Annotated in this window: 21 protein-coding genes; 1 reads left to right on the top strand and 20 read right to left on the bottom strand. The window is 50.3% G+C overall.

Features of this window, described 5'->3' with window-relative positions:
* Positions 1 to 475 precede the first annotated feature (475 nt).
* The 14 genes from FZ041_RS11580 to FZ041_RS11515 form a co-directional block, all read right to left on the bottom strand.
* Positions 476 to 934, bottom strand: coding sequence for an Imm30 family immunity protein (locus tag FZ041_RS11580; protein WP_187626370.1), 459 nt, complete (start codon positions 932 to 934; stop codon positions 476 to 478).
* A gap of 82 nt (positions 935 to 1,016) precedes the next feature.
* A complete protein-coding gene (locus FZ041_RS11575; RefSeq protein ID WP_075443032.1) occupies positions 1,017 to 1,409 on the bottom strand; it encodes a hypothetical protein in 393 nt (130 codons plus the stop codon).
* Positions 1,399 to 1,872 (bottom strand): Imm50 family immunity protein, encoded by a 474-nt coding sequence (locus FZ041_RS11570; RefSeq protein WP_149189670.1) that lies wholly within the window; start codon positions 1,870 to 1,872, stop codon positions 1,399 to 1,401. Before FZ041_RS11570 ends, FZ041_RS11575 begins: the two co-directional genes overlap by 11 nt.
* Positions 1,853 to 8,893 carry an RHS repeat-associated core domain-containing protein gene (locus FZ041_RS11565; protein WP_149189669.1) on the bottom strand — a complete coding sequence of 2,347 codons (7,041 nt, stop codon included), beginning with the start codon at positions 8,891 to 8,893 and terminating at the stop codon, positions 1,853 to 1,855. The genes FZ041_RS11570 and FZ041_RS11565 overlap by 20 nt, the downstream gene beginning before the upstream one ends.
* 56 nt (positions 8,894 to 8,949) lie before the next feature.
* Positions 8,950 to 9,453, bottom strand: coding sequence for a hypothetical protein (locus tag FZ041_RS11560; protein WP_149189668.1), 504 nt, complete (start codon positions 9,451 to 9,453; stop codon positions 8,950 to 8,952).
* Entirely contained in the window at positions 9,453 to 9,839 is a 387-nt protein-coding gene (locus tag FZ041_RS11555) for a hypothetical protein (RefSeq protein ID WP_149189667.1), read from the bottom strand. Before FZ041_RS11555 ends, FZ041_RS11560 begins: the two co-directional genes overlap by 1 nt.
* A gap of 76 nt (positions 9,840 to 9,915) precedes the next feature.
* The gene (locus tag FZ041_RS11550; protein ID WP_149189666.1) at positions 9,916 to 10,305 is read right to left on the bottom strand and encodes a hypothetical protein; all 390 of its coding nucleotides are present in this window, start codon (positions 10,303 to 10,305) and stop codon (positions 9,916 to 9,918) included.
* A 75-nt stretch (positions 10,306 to 10,380) separates the two neighbouring features.
* A complete protein-coding gene (locus FZ041_RS11545) occupies positions 10,381 to 10,767 on the bottom strand; it encodes a hypothetical protein (protein WP_149189665.1) in 387 nt (128 codons plus the stop codon).
* Between the two features lie 2 nt (positions 10,768 to 10,769).
* Positions 10,770 to 11,765 (bottom strand): DUF4280 domain-containing protein, encoded by a 996-nt coding sequence (locus FZ041_RS11540; RefSeq protein ID WP_149189664.1) that lies wholly within the window; start codon positions 11,763 to 11,765, stop codon positions 10,770 to 10,772.
* 4 nt (positions 11,766 to 11,769) lie between these two features.
* The gene (locus FZ041_RS11535) at positions 11,770 to 12,303 is read right to left on the bottom strand and encodes a hypothetical protein (RefSeq protein ID WP_075443014.1); all 534 of its coding nucleotides are present in this window, start codon (positions 12,301 to 12,303) and stop codon (positions 11,770 to 11,772) included.
* Positions 12,296 to 13,372, bottom strand: a complete 1,077-nt coding sequence (locus tag FZ041_RS11530) for a pentapeptide repeat-containing protein (protein ID WP_149189663.1) — start codon at positions 13,370 to 13,372, stop codon at positions 12,296 to 12,298. Before FZ041_RS11530 ends, FZ041_RS11535 begins: the two co-directional genes overlap by 8 nt.
* 14 nt (positions 13,373 to 13,386) lie before the next feature.
* Positions 13,387 to 14,781 carry a DUF2345 domain-containing protein gene (locus FZ041_RS11525; RefSeq protein ID WP_149189662.1) on the bottom strand — a complete coding sequence of 465 codons (1,395 nt, stop codon included), beginning with the start codon at positions 14,779 to 14,781 and terminating at the stop codon, positions 13,387 to 13,389.
* Positions 14,778 to 15,329 (bottom strand): hypothetical protein, encoded by a 552-nt coding sequence (locus FZ041_RS11520; protein WP_149189661.1) that lies wholly within the window; start codon positions 15,327 to 15,329, stop codon positions 14,778 to 14,780. Before FZ041_RS11520 ends, FZ041_RS11525 begins: the two co-directional genes overlap by 4 nt.
* A 177-nt stretch (positions 15,330 to 15,506) precedes the next feature.
* A complete protein-coding gene (locus FZ041_RS11515) occupies positions 15,507 to 15,722 on the bottom strand; it encodes a hypothetical protein (protein WP_075442953.1) in 216 nt (71 codons plus the stop codon).
* A 175-nt stretch (positions 15,723 to 15,897) separates the two neighbouring features.
* On the opposite strand from FZ041_RS11515, the gene FZ041_RS11510 reads away from it, so the two are divergent.
* Positions 15,898 to 16,677, top strand: a complete 780-nt coding sequence (locus FZ041_RS11510) for an SDR family NAD(P)-dependent oxidoreductase (protein WP_149189660.1) — start codon at positions 15,898 to 15,900, stop codon at positions 16,675 to 16,677.
* 54 nt (positions 16,678 to 16,731) lie between these two features.
* Here FZ041_RS11510 and FZ041_RS11505 read toward each other — a convergent pair whose 3' ends face one another.
* The 6 genes from FZ041_RS11505 to FZ041_RS11480 form a co-directional block, all read right to left on the bottom strand.
* Positions 16,732 to 16,887: a FeoB-associated Cys-rich membrane protein gene (locus FZ041_RS11505; protein ID WP_075442949.1), complete on the bottom strand. Its 156-nt coding sequence runs from the start codon at positions 16,885 to 16,887 to the stop codon at positions 16,732 to 16,734.
* Between the two features lie 54 nt (positions 16,888 to 16,941).
* Positions 16,942 to 18,837 carry a ferrous iron transport protein B gene (feoB, locus tag FZ041_RS11500; RefSeq protein ID WP_149189659.1) on the bottom strand — a complete coding sequence of 632 codons (1,896 nt, stop codon included), beginning with the start codon at positions 18,835 to 18,837 and terminating at the stop codon, positions 16,942 to 16,944.
* Between the two features lie 57 nt (positions 18,838 to 18,894).
* Entirely contained in the window at positions 18,895 to 19,119 is a 225-nt protein-coding gene (locus FZ041_RS11495; RefSeq protein WP_149189658.1) for a FeoA family protein, read from the bottom strand.
* A 249-nt stretch (positions 19,120 to 19,368) separates the two neighbouring features.
* Entirely contained in the window at positions 19,369 to 20,154 is a 786-nt protein-coding gene (locus FZ041_RS11490) for an ABC transporter ATP-binding protein (RefSeq protein ID WP_149189657.1), read from the bottom strand.
* Position 20,155: 1 nt separating this feature from the next.
* A complete protein-coding gene (locus FZ041_RS11485; RefSeq protein ID WP_255449385.1) occupies positions 20,156 to 21,160 on the bottom strand; it encodes a FecCD family ABC transporter permease in 1,005 nt (334 codons plus the stop codon).
* The gene (locus FZ041_RS11480) at positions 21,157 to 22,110 is read right to left on the bottom strand and encodes an ABC transporter substrate-binding protein (protein WP_149189656.1); all 954 of its coding nucleotides are present in this window, start codon (positions 22,108 to 22,110) and stop codon (positions 21,157 to 21,159) included. Before FZ041_RS11480 ends, FZ041_RS11485 begins: the two co-directional genes overlap by 4 nt.
* Between the last annotated feature and the right edge of the window lie 24 nt (positions 22,111 to 22,134).

Genomic DNA, 22,134 nt, shown 5'->3' with positions numbered 1-22,134 from the left:
GTCGTAGGTATAGGCCAGCAGTATCCTGCCGCTGGCTTTCTTATTGAGCGGCAAGCCGTCTTTGTCGTATGTGTTACCTTTTTGATGAGGTTCCTTTCCGCATCGTAGAAAAGCCGTTCCACGCCGCCATCGGGATAGTGGGTACGGATTTTGCGGCCATCGGCATCGTAGTCATAGGTGGTGTCAGCCCCAGTCTTTGTTTCTTCTTCCCAGGATTTCGGATGGATCTCTTTGGTCAGGCGGCTTTCGCCGTCATATTCTTTGGCATAGATATATCTACTACAATATGGTCAAATATATCACAGCAGAAACTGCGCTCTCCAAATTTACTTTTGATGTCCCTAAGTAATGTAATTGCTCCGCGTCTCATGGGCCGATTGAAATAAAAATACTTGCTGCCTGTTATTGGATAATATCCTAATATTATAAAAAGGCCACAAGTCTTCTTATGGCCTTTTATAACATTTTTCAAGAACTATTTATTCATTTTCATTTGTCCTAATATAAAGTCAATGCTTCGGCTAAACATATCATAATCTTCATCTTTTATTTCTTCCAGCAAATCAATTATATACTTTCTATTTTTTTGTGGTAAAGCATCCATTACACTTGGAACCTTTTTTATTTCCTCCTCATCATTAAGTATTCTGTATAAAATAATCTTACTCCAATTTCTAGCTTCCTTCATATGCTCTATCCCCACAAATGTCCAATATAAATTATCTCCTCCTATACTTTCAATCGCATGAACCAACCCAAACATTACTTCCTCATCTTCAGTATCATCATAAAATCCAATGCACATATTAACAATATATTTAGGATTATTATATGAACATATTTCTGCTATTGTTTTTTCATATAATGCAACATCACTCTCTGTCATCAGTTCTCGAGTTTTATATAATATCGTTTCCATTTCTTTAATATCCAAAAACATCATCCCTATTTCTTTTAACATCTTATACGCGACGGATTTCTACACGTTAATATTACATGCAATTCCCTTTATCATTTTAAATTATATTAGAATTTAAATCTTTACACCAAGTAGGCGTAATGCTATCAAGTCTTACTTTATCAGCAACAATTATCAAGCCATTACCTGCTTCTAATAAAACACAACTTCCTTTTGTTTCAATCTTAAAAGACTGTATTACATAAGTTTCCATTATTTCCACCTTTCTTATATTCTCCAAGCAAAGCCAATAATATACATATGTATCATTCAAATAACCATCTCGGGACATATCAACTGATTTTTTTATATATCCTCCAACCATAGCATTTCTATTTGAATATTTCACCGAATCTATTAGGCAATCTTCAATTAAAACTGGATTGATAAAAATGTCATGCAATGTTTTAACATCTTTACGCCCTGCTATTTGTTCCAATTCACGTATCAATCATAACACCTCTTATTTCTTTTATTGCCAAATAATTATTATCAATTTTTTCTCTTCTATTTTCCACATAATAAGAATACTCAACTGGGCATATTATCTCTCCATCCATCTCGCCATCTAGTTTTATAGTTATCTGACTTTCAGATTGTCCTATAGTTATATTACTTTCACATTCATCCGACGAAACAATATGAATACCTGATATTTTTAATATTTCTAATACAAGCTCTACCCCATTAACTTCCCTTGCTACCCACTTAGGCGGTATATTCTTGGGAACACCTTTTATAATCACACTCAACTGTGCAGATGAAATATATTTTTCATCTTTCCTAAGATTTACATTTAATGATTGTATTTTTATTCCTTTTAACTCAGGTATTTCTCCTCCATAAAGTTTTTCGATAAAAAAGTGTTTTTCAGTGATTTTATACCATAAGATTTCATCTTTTTTTATATCCATAATGTTTTAAAGCCCCCTCAACTGTACCTGTATGTGGATTATTTTCCGGCCTTACATTAAAATGAGGTCCTTGACTTCCCTTACCATCCACAAATACATGACCATCTTGATGTTCTTGTATTATAATCGTTTCACCACGATTGTTTTTATAATAATATTGGCGTGACCAAATAAGTTGACCATTCTTACCTTTTCTAGCTTCTCCAAATTCATCATAATATTTTACACGCTCAACTTTAACAGGCTGACTAGAAACATTAATCCCGGCATCTCGTTTAGCATGTCTGAACGCTGCTCTCCTTGATTCTTCAACAGGATTCTTATAATACCCACTCGGATCATAATAATCCACGGGGTTATTTGCGCAATACGCGTAGAGATTCAGCCCATCGCCGTGATATTCGTCTTCCTGCGTGAATCTGGCGATTGCGGGATTATAGAATCTTGCGCGCAGGTAGTATTGCTGGGTTATTGGGTCTAGCTGCTGGCCGGTGTATTGGTAGCGGTTTGGGATTCGTTCTTCCGCTTCTATTGTATTACCGAAAGCATCGTAGGTGTAGCGATTTTTTACTTTTCCTTCTGCATCCGTGAGGAAGATGGTACTTCCCTGTTCATCACTTGCATAGTGATACCATGTTTTCTCCGGTTCGGATTCCATAGCCCAAAGGTCACTTGTCCGAATCAGGCGGGTGATATTGCCGTCCTCTTTTTCTGCGATTACTTCCTTGTTCTCATTGAAGATAAACTGTACGAGTTTGCCGTTTTCTTCCATTTCGCAGCGCAGGCCTTCGGCATCGTAGCGGTTTATTTGCGTTATACCAGCTTTCGTCGTTACCTTGCTGGTTCTGCGGAAGGCGTCGTATTCGTAGATGTTGTTGCCGTCTTGGAGCAAATTACCGGCGTTATCGTAGCGATAGGTTTCAACCTGTCCGTTGACAGTTTGACTTGTCAATCGGTTGTTGACATCGTAGATATACTGCTCCTCGATGTCTTTCGCCGTTCTAGTCAGCCGATTCCCCGCTTGGTCGTAGCTGAATCGCTCCGTATAGGTCGGATATTCAGCCTGTTGTAAGCGGTTCAGGCTGTCATAGGTGTAGAGCGTCTTACCCGCAAGCTCACTTTTCTCGATGCGCTGGCCGTTGCCGTCGTAGCGGTAGGTGTTCTGCGCAAGGACTTTATCGGGCGTGGCTACCGTCAGGCTCGTTATATTCTTATCCGCATCGTAGCTTATATCCTGCCACATGCCGTTGGCGTGAGTTATCTTTTGGATGGCGCCATCGGCATCGCGGGTAAATTTGACAATTGACTTGTCAAGTTCGTTGCATATGTCAACGAGTTGATTTGACTTGTCAAATCGGTAGTTGACTTTTCGGCCCGTGATGTCTGTCTGACTGGTCTTGCGGCCCAGTTCGTCATAAGTATAGGCCAAAAGCGTTTTGCCGCTGGCTTTTTTGGCAAGCAGCAGACCGTCTTTGTCGTAGGTGTAGCGGTAGTCCATACCATTGGAGATAGCGGCGGTCAATTGCCCATTGGGTGCATATTCATAGCTATTGCGCAGATTGCCTGCCTTGCGCTCGATAAGACTGCCGTAGACATTCCACTGGTACTCATTCGTTATACCATTTCGGTCTTGGAATTGGATTAGTTTTCCGTCGGCAGTGAAAAGATACTGCTCCTGACTGCCATCTGGATAGGTTATGGCTTTCAGCTGGTTGTTGTCATCGTATGCATAGATGCGTTTATTGCCATTGCCATCCACGGCTTCGATGATATTACCCGCAAAGTCATAGGCGTAGTTTTCTTTGCTGCCATCCGCTTTGCGGATTTCCGTGATGCGGCCCCAGCTGTCGAGAACGTAGCTCGTTTCATTGCCGTTGCCGTCAACGATGCCTGTGACATTGCCCTGGGCATCGTAGTGATAGGCCTGGCTGGCACCGCCCTTAGTTTCGATTCTTGTCTGCCAGCCTGCGGCGGTGTAGGCGTAGCTTGCGCCACTGCCACCAGCGGTCTCCACCTTGATGCGGCGGCCCGCACGGTCGTAGGCGACGGTTTCGAGCAGCTTGCCATCCGTACCGATGACTGCTGTCAGCCTGCCAGCGCTATCGTATTGATAGCGGTACGACATATCTTGCGGCAGCTGCCGCTCCGTGATATTTCCTTCTTTATCGTAGACAATTTTCTGCGTGCGGCCTTCACTGCTGATTTCTTCGGTCCGCTGGTTCATCAGGTTGTAGGCGAATTTTTCGTCGCGGCCGCAATCATCTGTAATGCGGATGATGTTGCCTGCCTTGTCGTAGGCAAACCGCGTCGTATTTTGCTGCCCCGAGGCGTTATCCACTACCGTTTCGGAAATCAGCCTGTCCATAGCATCATAGGCGCGTTGGATTTTGCTGCCGTCGGGTAATTCTATCTCCGTGATGTTGCCATCGGCATCGTAGGCATAGCTGGTTATCGCCCACCACTTGCGGTTACGCTTGGGATTGCGTTTTTCTGCCCGCTCCAGCAGGCGGCCAGCGGCATCGTACGCGTACTTGATGTACTGCGTTTCTTCGCCGTTGATTTTCCTTTTCTCCTCCGTCCGCTTGCCGATGCTGTTGTAGGTGTATTTGACCTCCGCGCCAAGGTTGTCAGTCACGCGAACCAGCCGGTTCTGTGCGTCGTATTCCTTCCGGATAGTCCGCGTCAGGCCGCTGGCACTTGTTTCGCTTTGGGGCATCAGCCAGGTCTTTTCCTCCGTGATGTTGTTGTTCGCATCATAGAGCCAGCGCCGCAGGCTGTACTGGATGGCACCGTCTTTTTCGGTTACGGCTTTGCGCTCCTCCAGCTTGTTGCCGGCTAAGTCATAACGATACGTCGTAGCATAGACCATGCCCTCCCGGCTCGCCATAAGCTGGCCAGCATCCTGATGGTAGATACAGCGGCCTTTGGCATCATAGCGGGCCACCTCGATGCGATTGCCATCCGCATCGGTCACGGAGGTACGGTTGTTGCCTGCATCATACGTATAGGTGATACCGGCGCCATCATCTGTTTGCGCGTCATAGTGATTCGGCGTTACCTTTTTGATGAGGTTCCCTGTCGCATCGTAGAAAAGCCGTTCCACGCCGCCATCGGGATAGTGGGTACGGATTTTGCGGCCATCGGCATCGTAGTCATAGGTGCTGCCAGCCCCGGTCTTTGTTTCCTCATCCCAGGATTCCGGATGGATCTCTTTGGTCAGGCGGCTTTCGCCGTCATATTCTTTGATATAAACAATCCCCAGCGGACTTTCCGTGCGGATGGGGTTATCCATGCCGTCATAGGCATAGCGCCAGCAGCGCGAATCCTTGCGGGCATTTTCATTGGGACTGTATTCCCGGCACAGATTCCCCATCAGGTCGTAAACTGCCTCGTAGCTATTCCCCAGCGCATCGATATCCGCTACGATATGGTCGAACATATCATAGCCGAAACTGCGCTCTCCAAATTTGCTTTGGATTGCCATCAGCCGGTTGACGGCATCATACTCATAGCGGAATTCATCACCGCAGGGTGTCACCATGACATACGGCACAGGCAGGCTATCCTGATACTCATAGATTGTTTCCTGACCGTTTACCTTTTTGCTGCACATACGTCCCCTATAGTCGTATGTGTAGCTTTCCACCTGCCAGCTGCCGGCCGACTGCTTCGTGCGCTTCTCTTCCAGCCAGCCCTGCTTCGTATAGCGGCAGCAGATTTCCCCGCCCAGATTATCCTTTATATGCAGGCACTCTCCCTGTTCGCCATAGGTATATGTCGTAATCAGGCCATCCGGACGTTCCTCTTGGAGCAACTGTCCCTGCGCATTGTACGCGCGCCGCGTCTCACGGCCCAAGCGGTCTTTCTGATAAATCTGGTTCTCCCAGGCATCGTAGCCAAAGGCCTCAGTCGTACCATCGGGATAATCGATGGCCTCCACGAGCTGCTGCCGGTTATAGTGGATGGTCAGCCGCTGGCCCGTATGCACCTCAGTATAGGTATTCTGCCGGTTCTGCGGGTCGTAGAAATAGACATATTCACCGCCCGTTATCATGGCCTGACGCGTCACGCGGCCATCGCGGTCATAGGTGTTTTTTACATACGTCTTACCATTAAGATCCGTTACCGTCAAAATCCGCCCGGCGTCATCGTAGGTATAAACGAAACTGCCCCATTCGGAATAGATGACCTTCGTCAGCAAATCGCCAGCGTATTCATAGCGGAGCACGCGCCCCAAGGGATCTTTTATGGTATGTATCTTATCCTGCGCATAGGTAAACTGGACTTCCTGCCCGCAAGCCAGCGTGATATGGTCGATAAAATCGCCCCGATAGCTGATGGTCACCGGTGCCTGCTGATTCGTCTGCATCGACATCAGCTTGCCCTTTTCATCAAAGGTATAGCGTTTGCGCTTGGCAGGAACAGCCAGCTGATATCCCGCCTCAGTCTCTGTCAGCTGCAGGGCCTCACTGCCGCCGCGCTGATTCTGCCAGCTGCCGTCCGCCTGACAACGGAACTTCTCCAGATGCAGATCAGGCATCAGCACGGTAATATGGTCATCGCTTCTTGACAGGCACATGCCGACACTAATCAGCCAGCGGCTGCCGAGATGCTGGCCCTTATTCTCATATAGCGACTCATAGCAGCGGTTCAGGACGAAATCCTCGCCGAGATCTTTGAGCACCATATCGGTCATTTCTAAAACAAAGCTGCCAGTAACCAAATCAACAGGGTCGCCCCCCACCTTTTTAGCTATTGCCTTGGTTCCATTCCACACTTTCCCGGCTCCTTTTTTCACGCCGTTCCACGCTGACTTGGCGGCCTTTGCTACCTTTCCACCTTCCAATGCCCCTCGCAATTTCCCAGCTTCTGGCATAGATTTGACCGCATCTTTTACTGATTTCAACACATCATCCGCAGCTCTTTCCATCAGTTTACCAGTGTCTACAACAATTCCCTCAGCTCCCTTCATGACATGTTCAACGCTTTTCAAAATCCCCTTGACCGCATCATCGACCTTATTCATCACTTCGGCAGCTTTGACAAGCCCTTCGCCTACTTTCACCGCAGCTTTGCCGACCTTGCCGAATTTTTCTGCGGCCTTGAGTCCCTTCGCACCAGCCTTAAGGCCCTTGGCCATATTGCCCGGTCCCGGGATAGCACAAAAGGCGTCCAATGCAGCCATTGCCCAATCACCTTTTTTTATATCCTGATAGGCATCATAAACACTCATAAGATTGCCTACTACCGGAATCATACTGGCACCAGCCCACAGCAACTCCTTACCGACATCCAAAGCAACTTGATTTGCCTGCTCCGCATCCATATGGTCAGCGGCGATCTCATGCGCGCCTTTGATATAGCCACTCTGCTCGAATACCGGCGTATTGATTTCGATAACGCCTTCTTTGGCAATCACGATGCTGCTTGCTCCGACCTGCATAGCCACGGCGTCCTTGCCTGTCGCCTGGATGATGCCAGCAGCGGGAGTATCGGCTGCCTCGGGACTTGGTTCAGCCGCAGCATGTGTCGTACCCGTAGCGGCATCACATGCCTGCGCCTGCCCAGAGGCCACGACCGGCTCAGCAGCGGCACTGCTGGCTTTCAGCGCATCGACGTCGGCACCGATTTCGGCATCACTGCCCATATCGACGGGGATATTGTCCCCGCCATGAGCCGTATAGTCTGCCATGCCCTGCTCATAGTCTGCGGCTGGCTGGCCGTGCTGCTCCGGCGTCTTGCTTTGCGCTGCCTGTACCGTGATATCGCGGTCGGCCCAAAAGCTAATGTCCTGCGTCGAGTGAATGCTTATACCCGCTGAATCGCTCATATCGATTTCCGATGTATTGACACCCTGACGGCCAGCTTGCAGGATGACACTGCCTGGCTGGAATTGCAGCAGATTATTCGTGCTCGTCAGCGAGCGGTTCTCCGGCGTATCATAGTCGCTGTTGCCCTCCGTCGAGGCCCTATGACTGCCCTGCGCCATCTTTTTGCCATTTTCCTCAAAGTAGACAAATACCTTATCGCCCACATCGGGCATAGAGTACATATAGTTATTGACAACATTCTCATAGGGAATCCAGCAGGCCTCCTCCTCAGCCTGCTCTGCATCCACATCGAAATGCACCTTGACGTTCGTGCCATCCACGGCTAGAATCCTGCCGCCCAGGTACCTTCCCCGCTGTGCATCCCGTTGCTGCTCGTCGGCCGCCACACGGCAGCCTTCTTTATTGACGACCTCCAAATGGTTGACGAGCATTCCTGCCAAGGCCTCGATATGACTGCGCATGACGATTTGATCGCGCGGGCCATTTTTGATGCCATAGCCTGCCCCCAGCGTCAAATCTGGCGAATCAATCGTCGTCACCGTATAGTAGCATGGCGCGGTAAAATCATCGATATTTTGCTTTACGCCGCTGCATTTTCCCAGCAGCACCTGCTTACCCAGAACATGATCTTCGATAGACAGCTCCCTCTGCCGGAAGGGGATATAGCCCAGACTGATCCGTATCCCGCAGCTCTTGGCATCCGCAAAGGTATAGCGGCCTGTGCTCTCCGCCAAGCGGCACAGGAACTCCCAATCCGTCTGCTCTTCCTGATAGACCAAACGGGACACGGTTTCATCTGCCTGCACCTGCACGTCGGCTTTATACGGCGCAGCGATGTTGCCTGCAATGCTGCCCAGCGTCTTGCTCTCCGACTGGAAGGTACGCGACTGCTTCCCGATATCGAGCAGATACGAGCTCGTGTACAAGACCAGCAGCAAGCGATTCTCCCCCGCTTGACTGGTCAACTGGCAGCTGACGATGACACCATGAAAAAGCACCGCATCCCCAGCAGTGACCGTTACCGCTTGCTGCTCTAAACGCAAAACATCCTGATTCCCAAACGCTTCATCCATGCACAAAAGCAGCCGGCACTTGCCATGCTGCCCCGCCTGCTCGCAAATCTCTAACTCCTCAATTCTCCGATACGAAATACCTGAAAGCCTAACCCACCCCAGCGGAGTTTGCTCCATAATGAACCTTCTTTCTTGTGTACACGAAAATCTAATCCAAATAAACTACATTCCTTCTAGTCTTCTTCATCCTCATCTTCTAAATAAGGCGAAATGATATGTTCTATAAACAATCCGTTCTTATCGATAGATTTATAAATATCAATTATTGTACGAATGGTATAGTTTTGTTTGAACACGATATACATATAATAGTCATAGCCAAAGTGCACCTCGACATTATCATCGATTAATTTGCACCACAATTCTTCCCTTAGGATTGCTCTTGCCAGCCTGTCCACTCCGTCCTGGGTAATCGCATCATTTTCATGCCATCTATCATCATCTTCATCAAAAAGTTCCAAACCATTTATATGCAAAACCAATGAAGGATATATTTCATATAGCATCCTAATAACATTTAAGTAGCTATTTTCAACTGCCAGATACTGTTCCTCCGTCAGCACCTCGCCCCAAAACTCTCTACCAATGTCATAGTACGATATCCATTCCTCTCGCTGGTAAAACCCGTTTTCATCCCGATATTTCAAGTCATATTTTGATACTCTTATACTAATCATTACAATCCCTTATCAGCACCAACATACAATAAACTAACTTCCACAAATGGCATGTCATATTCTATAAAAATAGCCAAATTATCCCGTCGATAGTGAACACCATCTTTATTTTCTATCCGTTCCCATCCTGTCGATGTTAATTTCTCTTGATAATATTTTTCTATTTGCTCTTTCGCTTGACTGACTTTATATTTCTTTATTATCGCGATAGTTTTGTACTTTTCATAGCTCTTATCGCCTACTTCTATCACATCAGGCGGTATTGCACATTCTTGAAACATACGTCTCTCTTCTTGTTTGCGTGCATCATAAATATCATGATTAATAAATACTTGTCCTATCCCCGTCAAAGCCAAAAACAATAACACAGCAACTATATATTTCATTTTTCGACACCATCATTAAATCAACATACAAAAGGCAACCAACTCAAAGCCTCACATATACAAGCTTTACATTTTTCTATATATCTTTATCTTCTCCAACATACAGTACTCTAACTGTAACCTTTGGAATTTTGATATAAATCTTTATTCTTAAATCCCCACGCGTGTACACAATTCCTTTTTCTGTCACTTCTTTATTCCATCCATTAGGCTTGAACTTTTTGTCATAGTATTCTTCCAATGATTCTTTTGTGTTTTTTACGTGATATTCCTTTATAATATAAACTGACTTAAATCTATCAAAGCTATCATCTTTAATTTCCTCACTATCGGGAGGTATCGCATATTTTTGAAACGCTGACCATTCCTCTTGTTTACGAGCGTCATAAACATCACTATGAAATATTATCGTCCCCATGCCTTCAAATATGAACAGAATGAATATCAATGTGATAATATATTTCATTTTCTCAACTACCTCTTTCTGTATTCACACTATCCATCCTATCAACCTATCCGGCCACTCTTCCAATTTTACGTATTATATATCATTGTCATCTCCTATATAAACCAACCTTACCATTGCTTCTGAATTCTCGATATAAACTTTTATCTTTAACTCATCACGTACAAACCCTATACCTTTTTCTACCTTTACCTGTCGCCACCCCGCAGCTTGTAATTTCGTTTTGTAATATTTTTCCAATTCTTCTCTCGTAGCCTTTACACGATATTTTTTTACAATAAATACTGTCTTCAGCCTTTTTATACTGTTATCACTTATTTCCTCGCTATCCGGCGGAATTGCATATTCCTGAAACACTTGCCATTCTGCTTGTTTACGAGCCTCATATGTATCATAATGCAAAAGGACCGGTCCTATCCCTGTAAGCGCAAAAAAAACTAAAACTGTTAGTAAAATTTTCATATTTATTTCTCCCACTGCGACAATACATCATCATATTGAGTTCTTTCATATAAATTTCCAATGTATTCAACTTTTCTTACACTCCCATTTACTCCAATACTAGGTAAAGATATTTTCACTTCCCCTCCCTCAGGCCCTTCTGGCCAGGTTCCTGATATTCCCACTTGAATACCATTTGATTGGTCTATACCTATCGATGTCCCCTTTATTGTCGATATATAATCCTCAGTATCTACACATTTTTTTAATTCAGGTATGTTCCCCTCGCCAACCGATATTTGAACTTTTCCAAACGATACACCACGTCCTACACCTACTTCCCCCAAATCATATATATTACCTTTGCAATCATACATAACCCCCACACCAGCAGAAACATTGCCAAATACATTAGCACCAACTGTTGCCACACAATAATCGCCTGTCATTTCTTCAGGTTTAGGCGCCAGCCCCATTCCTATCATTTTTTTCAACGATTCTTTGACAAAATCCGCATGTCCCGTACCAGTTCTATCATTGTCTTCCCACTCACCAGTATCCGAGTCCATAGAATCCCCCATGCCGTCTTCGCCCATATAGCTGGAGTTTGAGTTTTCCTGTGCTTCTTGCAGTTCCTGCGCTTTTTTCTCGGCGTCTTCCTGTTCCTGCATTTTCTTCTGTACGTCTGCTGGCGGATCGCAGAACGATATGGTGCCACCGTACATGCATTTGAGCTTGCTGTTTTCGGTCAGCGCCGGGGCCCCTTCAATCAAATGCTTCTTAGCCGTCGATTCCCATACCTTTGGGGTCAGCGGCCGGCATTGGCCGATTACCTTGCAGGAGCAGTAGCCACGGATATTCTTGTTCTCGCCCTCGTATCTATGGTCGTTGGCATTGAGCAGCGGATAGCCTGTCGTCATGGAAATCACGCCGTGATCGACGGGCAGGTTGATGTACTCCTCCCGCGAGCCTTTGTCGCACTTGGTAAAGTGATACGCCGTCATATATTCCTCAGCCATTTTTTCACCTGCTTTCTACAGAAGTAATTGTCAGCCCCATTGCCCCCTGACGCAGAATGGCCTCCACGGCGGTCAGCGAGGCCAACCATAGCTGGCCGCCCGCCAGCGTGATATGCAGGAAGTGCCGGTTAGCGAGTTTCTCGCGCCGCAGGATGGGCGTAACCACCCGCCCCAGTTCCTGCTTGGTCTCCGCATGCAAGGCATCTTCCTCGGAGGGCAAAAACGGCACCCAGTAAAGCGGCATCGGCGCATCCAACCGGTTCTGCTCCTCAAAAAACTGCACCGACTTGCCGCGCAGCTCAGGCTGGAGCTGCTGCCATAGTTCAAACATTGCATTTTCCAGCATAAAAGTCGGTGCAAACAGGAAGTCGGGCATAAACATCGGTTCTTTGCGCGCATAATGCGTGACCGTATCCTCCAGGCGCAGAAAGCAATCGCCCCGCATGATGGGCGGATATTTCCTGCCCGTAAGTTCCGTTGCCTGTATCACATGATGGACAGACGTATCCTCTTGCAGCCAATACCACGGTTCAATCATCCTCTGCCTCCTGTTCTACCTGGATAAATCCTGCCTGCTCAAGCTGGCACTCGCGCAGGGTTACCTCATCCTGCCAATCATCGCTGAACCGCGCCCACTGCAAGTCACACCGGTCAAACACGCATTTTTTCCACTGGCACTGCTGCCAGCGTGCCCCTGGATATAGCCGTACCAAAGGCAGCGCCTTCGACTCCGGATTGGCGTTGCAGCCCGTAAAGGTGCAGTTATAGAACTGGCAGTCCTCAAACCGCACCGCAGCCAGACAGCAGTCCGTAAACGTTACATGATAAAACCGGCAGCCCACGAAAAGAGCATCCGTCAGATTCACCTGCTCCAGCTGTACCGTCTCCCAGCGGCATTCCCAGAATCTCGCCTCGGTCAAATCCTCCTGACGGATTTCCCGGCCGCGGTAGATGCACCGGCGAAAATCCACAGCCACCAGGCTTTTGGCCCCATGCAGGAAAATATCCTGAACCGGCACGGTGCGGTATAGCGGCTCCTGCCAGCCACGGTACTGGCCTAAAGACAGCTCGAAATTCTCCGGCCGTTCCAGCTCCGCCAGCTTCCCCTGCAGCAAAAGCTCTCTTGCCCAATAGTGCCAGTGACGGGTCAATAGATATACCACCTTTTCGATGGTCTTTGGGAACAACCGCTGTATCGCCGCAGCGGAATAATAGCGAGCAATCCAGCCCTCCCTAGCCAGTGCCTGCTGCACAAACGGCGTCCAATGCACCAGCAGTTCACTGACATCGATTGACGCCGTCAGCCATGGAGCATGCGAATACCAGGCCTCATCGCCAAAGAACTCCACGCGTACCTGGGGCTTTTCCAGATAGATAGAGCTATATAGCAACGAACAGGTCAGGTAGCGGCAGGGCAGGCTTTTGCCCGCCTGTTTTGCCTGCTGCTGCACGGCTGCTGCCTGATGCAAAATATCCGTCATGGCCGCCTGCCATTTCTGCCTGCACTTTGCCTCGCTGTCCCCGAGCCATTGATTCATCGCCTGCAGCATCTGCCGCTCGCTATCGTCATAGGATTCCTTTTTATATTCTTCCAGCGAAGAAAACATTGCCTTGCTCCTCCTTAGGTTATGATGACATTCTTGGCCCCTAGCACGACCTGGTCTTTCTTCATGGCCAGTTTCGAGTCGCCTGCCTGCAGGGTAATCCCCTCCTTGGCCAGCAGCGTCAGTTTTTTCTCCGCATTCAGCGTGACATTGGCATCTGACGACACATGGATATCCTGGGAAGAAACGATCTTGATGCCATCCCCCTGTGTGAGGTCGATAAAGATGCTCTGATGCTGGCACATGATGTAGATGCCGTCATCGGTCAATAGGATCTCCTTGCCCCCTGGTGCCTTGAAGCTCTTATTACGCGTGTTCGCCGGCGGCGAGGCGTTGATGGAGCTGGCCGCAAAGGCATCTGTCTCATTCTTGGAGGGAAACATGATGCGCACATAGTCATCCTTTTCCGGCATGACATACCAGCCGCTGCCATCACTGCTGGAATACGCCGTCGAGTACGGGAACCACCAGTCACTGCTGCTATCGTATTCCGGGTCGATTTCAAAGAGATGTGCCTGTATCTGGTCACGCTTGACGGCCTTGACCTGTGCCTTTAGCACACGGCCAGCGCAGTTGGTGTTCTTTTGCACAGGAGCTACGAACCCCGTCGCTGCGGTCAGCGAGTACGTCATCTGCATCAAGCCGTCTGTAAGCTCGGCATCCACCGTACGGATGCGGTATTCCTTGCCGCCCAGCTCGACCTTATCCCCGATCTGCCCATAGTCGTAAGAGCGCACCGTCAGCGCCGCAAAGTCCTGACGCATGACTTTGTTGCCATCCGCCAGATAGTTCTGGCTGACGCGTTGGAAATTCTTCTCCGAACGCCCATAGCTGCAGCTGGCCGTATCGATGGACAGCGTCCGGCGCGGCGCCGGCAGGCCAAAGTATACCAAGGGCCTCGCCGCTGTGATGTCTGCGACGACCGGCACGTTGAACCGCGACGCCATGCGTTTGGTGAACGCCCAGTTGGTTTCATCCAGCTGCAGGATCAAGCCGCCGATAGCCTGGTCACTGCCCGTCACCTGCAGGGTACCTGCCTCCCCATAGGCCTGCTGCAAAATATCACCGTACCCTTTGCCCGTATTCTGATAGCTGCACGAACACTTGCGGATATCCAGCTGATAGCTCTTGTCCATAGCCTCTGCCACGAGCTGGCAGTACTCTGCCTGCTGCTTGACCTGCAGCGAGGTAACGATGCCGTCAAAGAACGTCACCTTCTCCGCATCGCCGCTCACGATTTTCAGTTCCCTGCCAGCCTCTGCCCGCTTGATGTACCGCTGGCCCAGCTCCGCAGGCACCTCGCCCACCACGCGCGCCGTGCCATGCTCGTTAGGCTCATGGTGGATTGTCACCTGCAGGAGCCGCGCAAACTCAAGCCCCTCCACCTGGATATTGGTATGCTGGATGCTCATGATTCCCCGCCTTCTTTCTTCGTCAGATCACAATAGGAACCGATGATTTCCTCCGCCATCGGCAGCATCCACTCGCTGTCCTTGAGCGAAAAATGCAGACTGCCGACAAGCATGTGCCCACCCAGCGAACTCAGGAACATGATCTGATAGACCTTCTCCAAAAGCGTCTCATGCGCATACGCCAAAACGCCCAGCGGAGCATTCTGGGCCTGCATGATTTTTGCCGACAGCAGCTGGGCGTTATGGGCGCTATAGGGAAATACTTTTTTCATGATGTCCATGCCTGCATCGAGCTGCGCATCTGCAAGCCGCGTCCCGGTCAGCTTGAGCCCCACGACAAAGCAGCCCTGCTCGTTGCTATAAAGCTCGCCGGGTGCATCGCTTACCGCATAGAGCTTACGCCTAGTGGCCTCATCAAGCAGGACAAAATCTTCGGGCATGACCAGCGAAACCTTGCCGTCCAGGACAGTCTTTCGTGAAAAGACCGTCTTGCGGTCATGCAGCATTACGCATGGATCATAGATGGATGGTTTATTTACATTACTCATGTCTTCCTCCCGGAAATCGTATCTATCATAAGTGAAAGCATTTATCACCTTCCTATCGTACTACTGCATACCAAGAAAATTCTGAGAGCAGTATGGCATTTCGATTAAAATAAAAAAAGTGCTGATGCACAGTGAATCTTCACTTGTGCATCAGCACTTTTGTCTCTATCTATCGTCTTATGCTTCCTTGAGCTTGCGACGAATCTTATCCTGATTCAGTTTTGAGAGGCTGCCAGCCATCCCCAGCACGTACAGTCCATTCTTGAGCCTCAGCAGGATTCCTGTCCTGCCATTATCCGTCTCAATCACCCCTTTCATCTCGGAGTCCTCAGGTAAAGGTCTGTCGCCCCAGAACAACGACTTTGACATGTTTCTCACTTTGCTGATCCTCATACTGTAACCTCCCATAATTTAATTGTCCGGCAAGCATGTATCCTGCTTACCTGGTTACTCTTCGGCAAAAGATTTTGTTCTCCTGCTGTAACTGTCCTAATTCTAAAACGATTTACTGAATTCTGGCTGAATTTACGCTATAATGGAGATTAGAAAACACGAAAGGACTGTACGCATGAATATTGCAATCATTACCGGCGCCTCCAGCGGACTTGGCCGTGAGTACGCCCGCCAGCTCGCCCAGGATGACTCCATCGAAGAATTTTGGCTGATTGCCCGCCGCGAGGAGCGGCTTACGGCCCTCAAGGAAGAGCTGGCCCCGAAGGCCTGCCGCCTTTTCCCGCTAGACCTCACCCAGATGGACAGCTTCCCCCGCATCGAAAAGCAGCTGGCTGCCAAGACGGGCCTGGAAGTCCGCTGGCTCATCAATGCCGCTGGCTTCGGCCGCATCGGCAGCTGCTCAGAAATCGATACCGCTACGACCGCCCGCCTGGTCGATCTCAACTGCCGTGCGGCTGTCACGCTGACGCAGCTTGCTCTGCCCTTTATGTCAGCGGGCAGTCATATCCTTGAGATCTGTTCTTGTGCCGCCTTCCAGCCGATTCCTTTTCTCACGGCTTATGCAGCCAGCAAAGCTTTCCTGCTGAGCTACAGCCGTGCACTCGGGCAGGAACTTGCACCACAGCATATCGATGTCACGGCGGTCTGCCCGTACTGGATCAAGGATACGGAGTTCATCACTGAGGCCCGCAAGACTGACCGGCAGGGCCTTTTCCACAGCCTGCCTTTTGCCAGCACGCAGGCCGAGATTGCCGAGCGCTCGCTGCGCGCCGCCCGCAATCATATCAAAGTCTGCACGCCGGATGTCATCTCCTTCCTGCACCGCATCTTCGCTTCAATCCTGCCGCATAGTCTGTTGATCCAGGCCAGCGAGCTCTACCGCCGCCTCCGTTGAACAACAAAGAGGAGCCTGGGACGAAATGTCCCGGGCTCCTCTTTTGTTATCCGCTTATTTCTTATCCGTCAGGGAATGGCATCCCGAGCAGCAGCTGCAATCCGAGCTGCCACAGCAGTCTTCCTTGCCATCACGGAAATTGCGGTACACGTGACGAACGGCGAAGTACAGCGCTACGGCCAAAACCGCGCCGACAATATAGGTTGCCATATCTATCCCTCCTAGTCGAAATTTCGGTAACCTTTATGTTTCAGTGAGGATCAATCAAAAGCCCAGCAGACGGCCGCCCTGGTAAACCACGAGCGATACAGCCCAGGCAATCACGAACATATAGACAGCCGAGAATGCCATCCATTTCCAGCCGCCAGCCTCTTTCTTGATCGTACCAAGAGCCGTGACACACGGCGTATAGAGCTGGGAGAAAATCATGAAGGCAAAAGCCGACAAAGCCGTGAAGCTCGTAGCCATGCCCGTATCGAGCATCGTGCCAGCCGACTCAACAGCATCAGCTGCCTCCGTCGATACATCGGCAGCGCCATAGAGGACACCGATGGTTGCGACAACGGTCTCTTTAGCCATGATGCCCGACAGAAGGGCTGCACCAGACTCCCAAGTATCAAAGCCATGGAATACGAACAGCGTCGACATCCAGCCGCCCAGCGTAGCAAGAATCGACTCGTCGATCTCGCACGGGCCCTCGAAGTTGTAGTTCGACATAACCCAGAGCAGGACCGAAGCAGCAAAGATAATCGTACCAGCTTTTACGAGATACCCTTTACCTTTATCCCAGGTCTCAAGCAGTACAGATTTCATATCCGGCATACGGTACGGCGGAAGCTCCAACAGGAACGTCGACCCCTTATCCTTGAACAGCGTGGAGCCAAGCCCCTTGGCCGCTACGATTGCCATGACCACACCGATGATGTACATGGAGAAAACGATATTAGCCGCATTATCAGGGAAGAACATCGCCGCAAACAGTGCCATGATTGGCAGCTTGGCGCCGCAAGTCAAGAACGGCGTAACGAGAATCGAAACCATGCGGTCTTTCTCCGAATCGAGCGCCCTGGCACCCATGACTGCCGGAACACCGCAGCCAAAGCCCATCATCAGCGGCATGATGCCTTTGCCCGTAAGGCCGCAGCGGCGCATGATCGGGTCCATGATGAAGGCGATACGCGCCATATAGCCCGTACCATCGAGGAACGACAGGCAGAAGAACAGCACGAAAATCAGTGGTACGAACGTCAGGACTGCACCAACACCACCGATGATGCCATCGCAGACCAGCGATACCATCCACTCAGCAACGCCGGCATCCGTCAGCGCATCCGTTGCGAACTCAAGGAAATCCTCATTGATCAACGAATCGAGAGCATCCGCAATCGGCTGGCCAATCCACTCAAACGTAATCTGGAAAACAGCATACATGATAGCTAAAAAGAGCGGTAATGCCAAAACGCCATTGGCAAGGATGCGGTCAACCTTCTCCGAGAACGTTGCCCCCATGTTCTTGACCGTAACAGCCTCAGCCATAACCTGGTCAATCAACGCATAACGCGCCTCGATGATTGCTTCCTGCTTAGCATCAGCCGTCTTGTTGCTGGCCTCGATTTCCTGCACCTTGAGGATATGATCTTTGACGAGCTGGCTCGGCTCATAGTTTGCCATGACCGTCGACGTGAATACATCGAGCAGCTTTTTCGTGCTCTTGCTGCTGCGGCCAACAGTCTGGACGACCGGCATTCCCAGAGCATCCTCGAGCTTGCGGCAGTCGATCTTGATGCCGCGGCGCTCCGCATCATCCTGCATATTGAGGTCAATCAGGAGAGGAATGCCTTTTTCGAGCAGCTGTACCGTCAGGAACAGATTGCGCTCGATGTTCGAGCTGTCGACAACGTCCATGACGAGGTCAAGTTTATTGGTCGTGAGATAATCGATGACGATTTTCTCCTCCGGGGAGCGTGCGTTGACGCTGTACGTTCCCGGCAGGTCAACGATGGAAATCGCACGGTCATTGTGGCGGGTATAACCGACCTTCTTGTCGACCGTAACGCCCGGCCAGTTACCGATTTTCTGGCGGGCACCTGTGAGCTCGTTGAATATCGTCGATTTACCGGTATTCGGATTACCGGTCAATGCTACTGCTAATGTTGCCATTTTGTATCAATCGTCTCCTTTGAATTTCTATTTGACTGGTCAATTGACGGGTCAAACTCAGCCGACCTGCTCCACCGTAACCATCTCCGCATCCGCGCGGCGAAGTGCCAGATTGTAGGAGCGGACACCAATCGCGATAGGATCGCCCAGTGGCGCCGAACGCAGGACCTTTACCTTGGTTCCCGGCGTGAGCCCCATGGTCATAAGGCGTTCCTTCAGCTCACTGTCGCCAATCTGCTGGATTTTCAGCGTCATGCCAGTTTTGCCATCTTTCAAAGTCAAATCAAAAACCTCCCCATAAACTCTCATAGCCAGACACTATCGGCCTTGCTGATAATGATATTGTTTATCTTTGAGTATGATAACTCATATCATCTTCAATTGTCAAGGATTATCATTTATATTTGAGACATTTTTTCATTTTCTTTTCATTAAATTCTCATCAATACAAAATCCCCGCTGTTCTGGGCGCAAACACGCACAAAACAGCGGGGATCCGATTATTCGCTTCTATATATATGGCACAGGCCGTCAGTCTCTCACCAGGCCCACCGGCGATAACACCGCCGCTCCCTGACTATTCACGAAAACATCGGCCTTCACATGGAAGACTTCAGCCAGCATGTCCACGGTCAGGATGTCCTGTGGCCGCCCCTGCGCTGCTATGTGATGACCGGTCAATACGGCAATCTCATCAGCATACTGCAGCGCGTGGTTGATATCGTGCAGCACCATGATGACAGTCATGCCATAATCGCGATTGATTTTAGCGACTATGTCCATGACCTCCAGCTGATGGGCAATATCGAGATACGTCGTCGGCTCGTCAAGCAGCAGGATCTCTGGCTGCTGGGCAAGCGCCATCGCCAGAAACGCCCGCTGCCGCTCGCCACCTGATAACGTCTGCACCTGACGCGCCGCAAATTGCTCCGTATGCGTGACTGCCATCGCCCACTCGACCGCCTCGCGATCTGCCTTGGCATCGCTGGCACGAAACCAGCTGCGATACGGAAAGCGCCCGTAGTCTACCAGCTGCTGCACCGTCGTATCAGGCGGTGCCGTCGCGCCTTGCGGCAGGATGGCCAGCCTGCGCGCGATATCCCGCCGTGAAAGCCTGCGGATATCCACCGCATCAAGCTGGACACTGCCCGTATAGTCCGTGCGCAGCCCTGCTGCGGTCTTCAGCAGCGTCGACTTGCCCGCCCCATTCGGTCCGATGATTGCCGTGCGCTTTCCTGCCGCAAAGTCAATCGATAAATCATGCAGGATGTCCTTATGCGCAATCCTGACGCTCAGATTCTTGATGGAAAGTGTCATATCAAAGCTCCCTTCTGAGCAGGAACAGGAAGAACGGCGCACCGAGCACTGCCATGATGATACCGACAGGCAGCTCCACCGGTGCAAAAGCCGTGCGCGCAAACGTATCGCTAAACATCACGACCGCTGCGCCCAAAAGCGCCGCTGCCGGCAGCAGGAAGCGATAGTCCGAGCCCACCAGCAGCCGCGCAGCATGGGGGACAATAAGGCCGACAAACCCCAATAGGCCGACCACTGACACGGCACTTGCCGCGAGCAATGCCGCGACCGCCGTCGCCAAAAGCCGCGTCCGTTCCACGGACAGGCCAAGACCGCGGGCCAGCTCATCCCCGAGCTGGAGAATATTGAGCTGCCGCGCGAGTACCAGCGCCAGCACCAGCCCGGCCAGCGTATAGGGCCAAAGCAGCTCGACATGCGGCCAGCTGCGCGCCGACAGTCCGCCGACCATCCACATCAGCGCACTATGGACCCTGTCACTGTAAAAAATCATCATCGCCGAAATCCCTGCGCCGAAAAAGGCTGACACAGCGACGCCCGCCAGGATGATGCGGATTGGCCGGATACCGTTCTTCCAGGCCAGAAGATAGATGAGCATAGCTGCTCCCATCGCTCCAGCAAACGCCACTGGCATGATAAGCCAGCTGTGTTCTGGCAGTGCGAGCATGATGACAATGCCCGCCAGCCCTGCCCCCGATGATATGCCGATGATATGCGGATCAGCCAGCGGATTTTTCATGATGGCCTGCAAGATAGCTCCCGACAACGACAGATTGATGCCGACAAAGGCGGCAACGATAGTGCGTGGCAAACGGATATTCATCAGGATCTGCTGATGGGTGCCAGCACTGTCCCCTAAAAGCGCAGCGGCAATCTCTGCCAATGGAATGGGAACGGAACCTTTCATTATGCTGATGATGCCGCCCAGACATGCCAAAACGGCAAATACCACTAATAGTGATATCCGCCGCTTTACCAGACGGTCCGATTCAGCCGGCATTTTTTTCATTTGGCAAACACCTCAGGATAAACGCATCTGGCCATCGCCTCGACGGCCTCCGGATAATGGATGCCGGGGCTCAACAGGAAAAGATCCTGCGGCAAATAGTAGACACGCCCCTCACGTACAGCCGCGACCGACTGCCAGGCAGGGCTGCCCTTCATCGTTGCATCCATCTCGCTCTTGATGGCATCCAGCTTGCCCATGCTTGTGACAAAGATGAGCTCCGGATTCTGGGCGACGAGATTTTCCAGACTGTACGGTGCTGCATCGGGATTCTTCTCCAGCGGTGCCGTGCCACTGGCTACATTCTCCCAGCCCAGCATCTTCGCCACCGATCCGGCAATGCTGCCCTCAAGCTGCACCGTAAGGCCCTGGCTTGTACTATGGATGACAGATACGCGGCGCTTGTCCTGCGGAATCTTATCCTTGACCGACTGGATTTTCGCATCCATGTCAGCAATCAGCTTGTCGCCTTTGTCCTTGGCGCCCGTCACCTGCGCCAGAATGCCGACCTCGCGCTTGACATCCTCATAGCTCTTCATATCGAGCACCAAAGTACGGATGCCATTGCTCTCCAGCGCATCGACGAGCTTCTCGTTCATACCTTTATTGACAATGACAAGATCCGGCTCACAGGCCAGCACTTTCTCGGCATCAATCTGATAGACCTTACCGACGCTGGTGAGCTCCTTGGCGTAATCCGGCATCTTGGTCTTGGAATCCGGACGGCCGACAACCAATGCTGCGCCATCGACGGACTCCAATGGCTCCAAAAACGATGCTGAGGTCACGACAATACGCTTCGGCTTTTGGGGAAGCACGACCTCGCGGCCCAAATCATCGGTAATGACCGCATACGCCTTGGCGGAACTGCCGTCCGTGGCAGCAGGCTGCGGTCCACAGCCTGCTGCCAGCATAACCAGTGCCGCCATAAGCAAGAACAGGATTTTTTTCATGATAGAAAACTTCCCTTCTATATA

Origin of the sequence: Pseudoselenomonas caprae, from assembly GCF_008271345.1 — a bacterium.
Taxonomy (GTDB): Bacteria; Bacillota; Negativicutes; order Selenomonadales; family Selenomonadaceae; genus Selenomonas_A; species Selenomonas_A caprae.
This window is presented reverse-complemented; position numbering and strand designations above follow the sequence as displayed.

Excerpts from the sequence above, each read along its gene's own strand:
- FZ041_RS11510 (WP_149189660.1), top strand. The coding sequence starts at position 15,898 with ATGAATATTGCAATCATTACCGGCGCCTCCAGCGGACTTGGCCGTGAG.
- FZ041_RS11540 (WP_149189664.1), bottom strand. The coding sequence starts at position 11,765 with ATGGCTGAGGAATATATGACGGCGTATCACTTTACCAAGTGCGACAAA.
- FZ041_RS11535 (WP_075443014.1), bottom strand. The coding sequence starts at position 12,303 with ATGATTGAACCGTGGTATTGGCTGCAAGAGGATACGTCTGTCCATCAT.
- FZ041_RS11505 (WP_075442949.1), bottom strand. The coding sequence starts at position 16,887 with ATGGCAACCTATATTGTCGGCGCGGTTTTGGCCGTAGCGCTGTACTTC.
- FZ041_RS11515 (WP_075442953.1), bottom strand. The coding sequence starts at position 15,722 with ATGAGGATCAGCAAAGTGAGAAACATGTCAAAGTCGTTGTTCTGGGGC.
- FZ041_RS11555 (WP_149189667.1), bottom strand. The coding sequence starts at position 9,839 with ATGAAATATATAGTTGCTGTGTTATTGTTTTTGGCTTTGACGGGGATA.
- FZ041_RS11550 (WP_149189666.1), bottom strand. The coding sequence starts at position 10,305 with ATGAAATATATTATCACATTGATATTCATTCTGTTCATATTTGAAGGC.
- FZ041_RS11525 (WP_149189662.1), bottom strand. The coding sequence starts at position 14,781 with ATGAGCATCCAGCATACCAATATCCAGGTGGAGGGGCTTGAGTTTGCG.
- FZ041_RS11545 (WP_149189665.1), bottom strand. The coding sequence starts at position 10,767 with ATGAAAATTTTACTAACAGTTTTAGTTTTTTTTGCGCTTACAGGGATA.
- FZ041_RS11560 (WP_149189668.1), bottom strand. The coding sequence starts at position 9,453 with ATGATTAGTATAAGAGTATCAAAATATGACTTGAAATATCGGGATGAA.
- FZ041_RS11485 (WP_255449385.1), bottom strand. The coding sequence starts at position 21,160 with ATGAAAAAAATGCCGGCTGAATCGGACCGTCTGGTAAAGCGGCGGATA.
- FZ041_RS11570 (WP_149189670.1), bottom strand. The coding sequence starts at position 1,872 with ATGGATATAAAAAAAGATGAAATCTTATGGTATAAAATCACTGAAAAA.
- FZ041_RS11490 (WP_149189657.1), bottom strand. The coding sequence starts at position 20,154 with ATGACACTTTCCATCAAGAATCTGAGCGTCAGGATTGCGCATAAGGAC.
- FZ041_RS11520 (WP_149189661.1), bottom strand. The coding sequence starts at position 15,329 with ATGAGTAATGTAAATAAACCATCCATCTATGATCCATGCGTAATGCTG.
- FZ041_RS11565 (WP_149189669.1), bottom strand. The coding sequence starts at position 8,893 with ATGGAGCAAACTCCGCTGGGGTGGGTTAGGCTTTCAGGTATTTCGTAT.
- FZ041_RS11530 (WP_149189663.1), bottom strand. The coding sequence starts at position 13,372 with ATGTTTTCTTCGCTGGAAGAATATAAAAAGGAATCCTATGACGATAGC.
- feoB (WP_149189659.1), bottom strand. The coding sequence starts at position 18,837 with ATGGCAACATTAGCAGTAGCATTGACCGGTAATCCGAATACCGGTAAA.
- FZ041_RS11480 (WP_149189656.1), bottom strand. The coding sequence starts at position 22,110 with ATGAAAAAAATCCTGTTCTTGCTTATGGCGGCACTGGTTATGCTGGCA.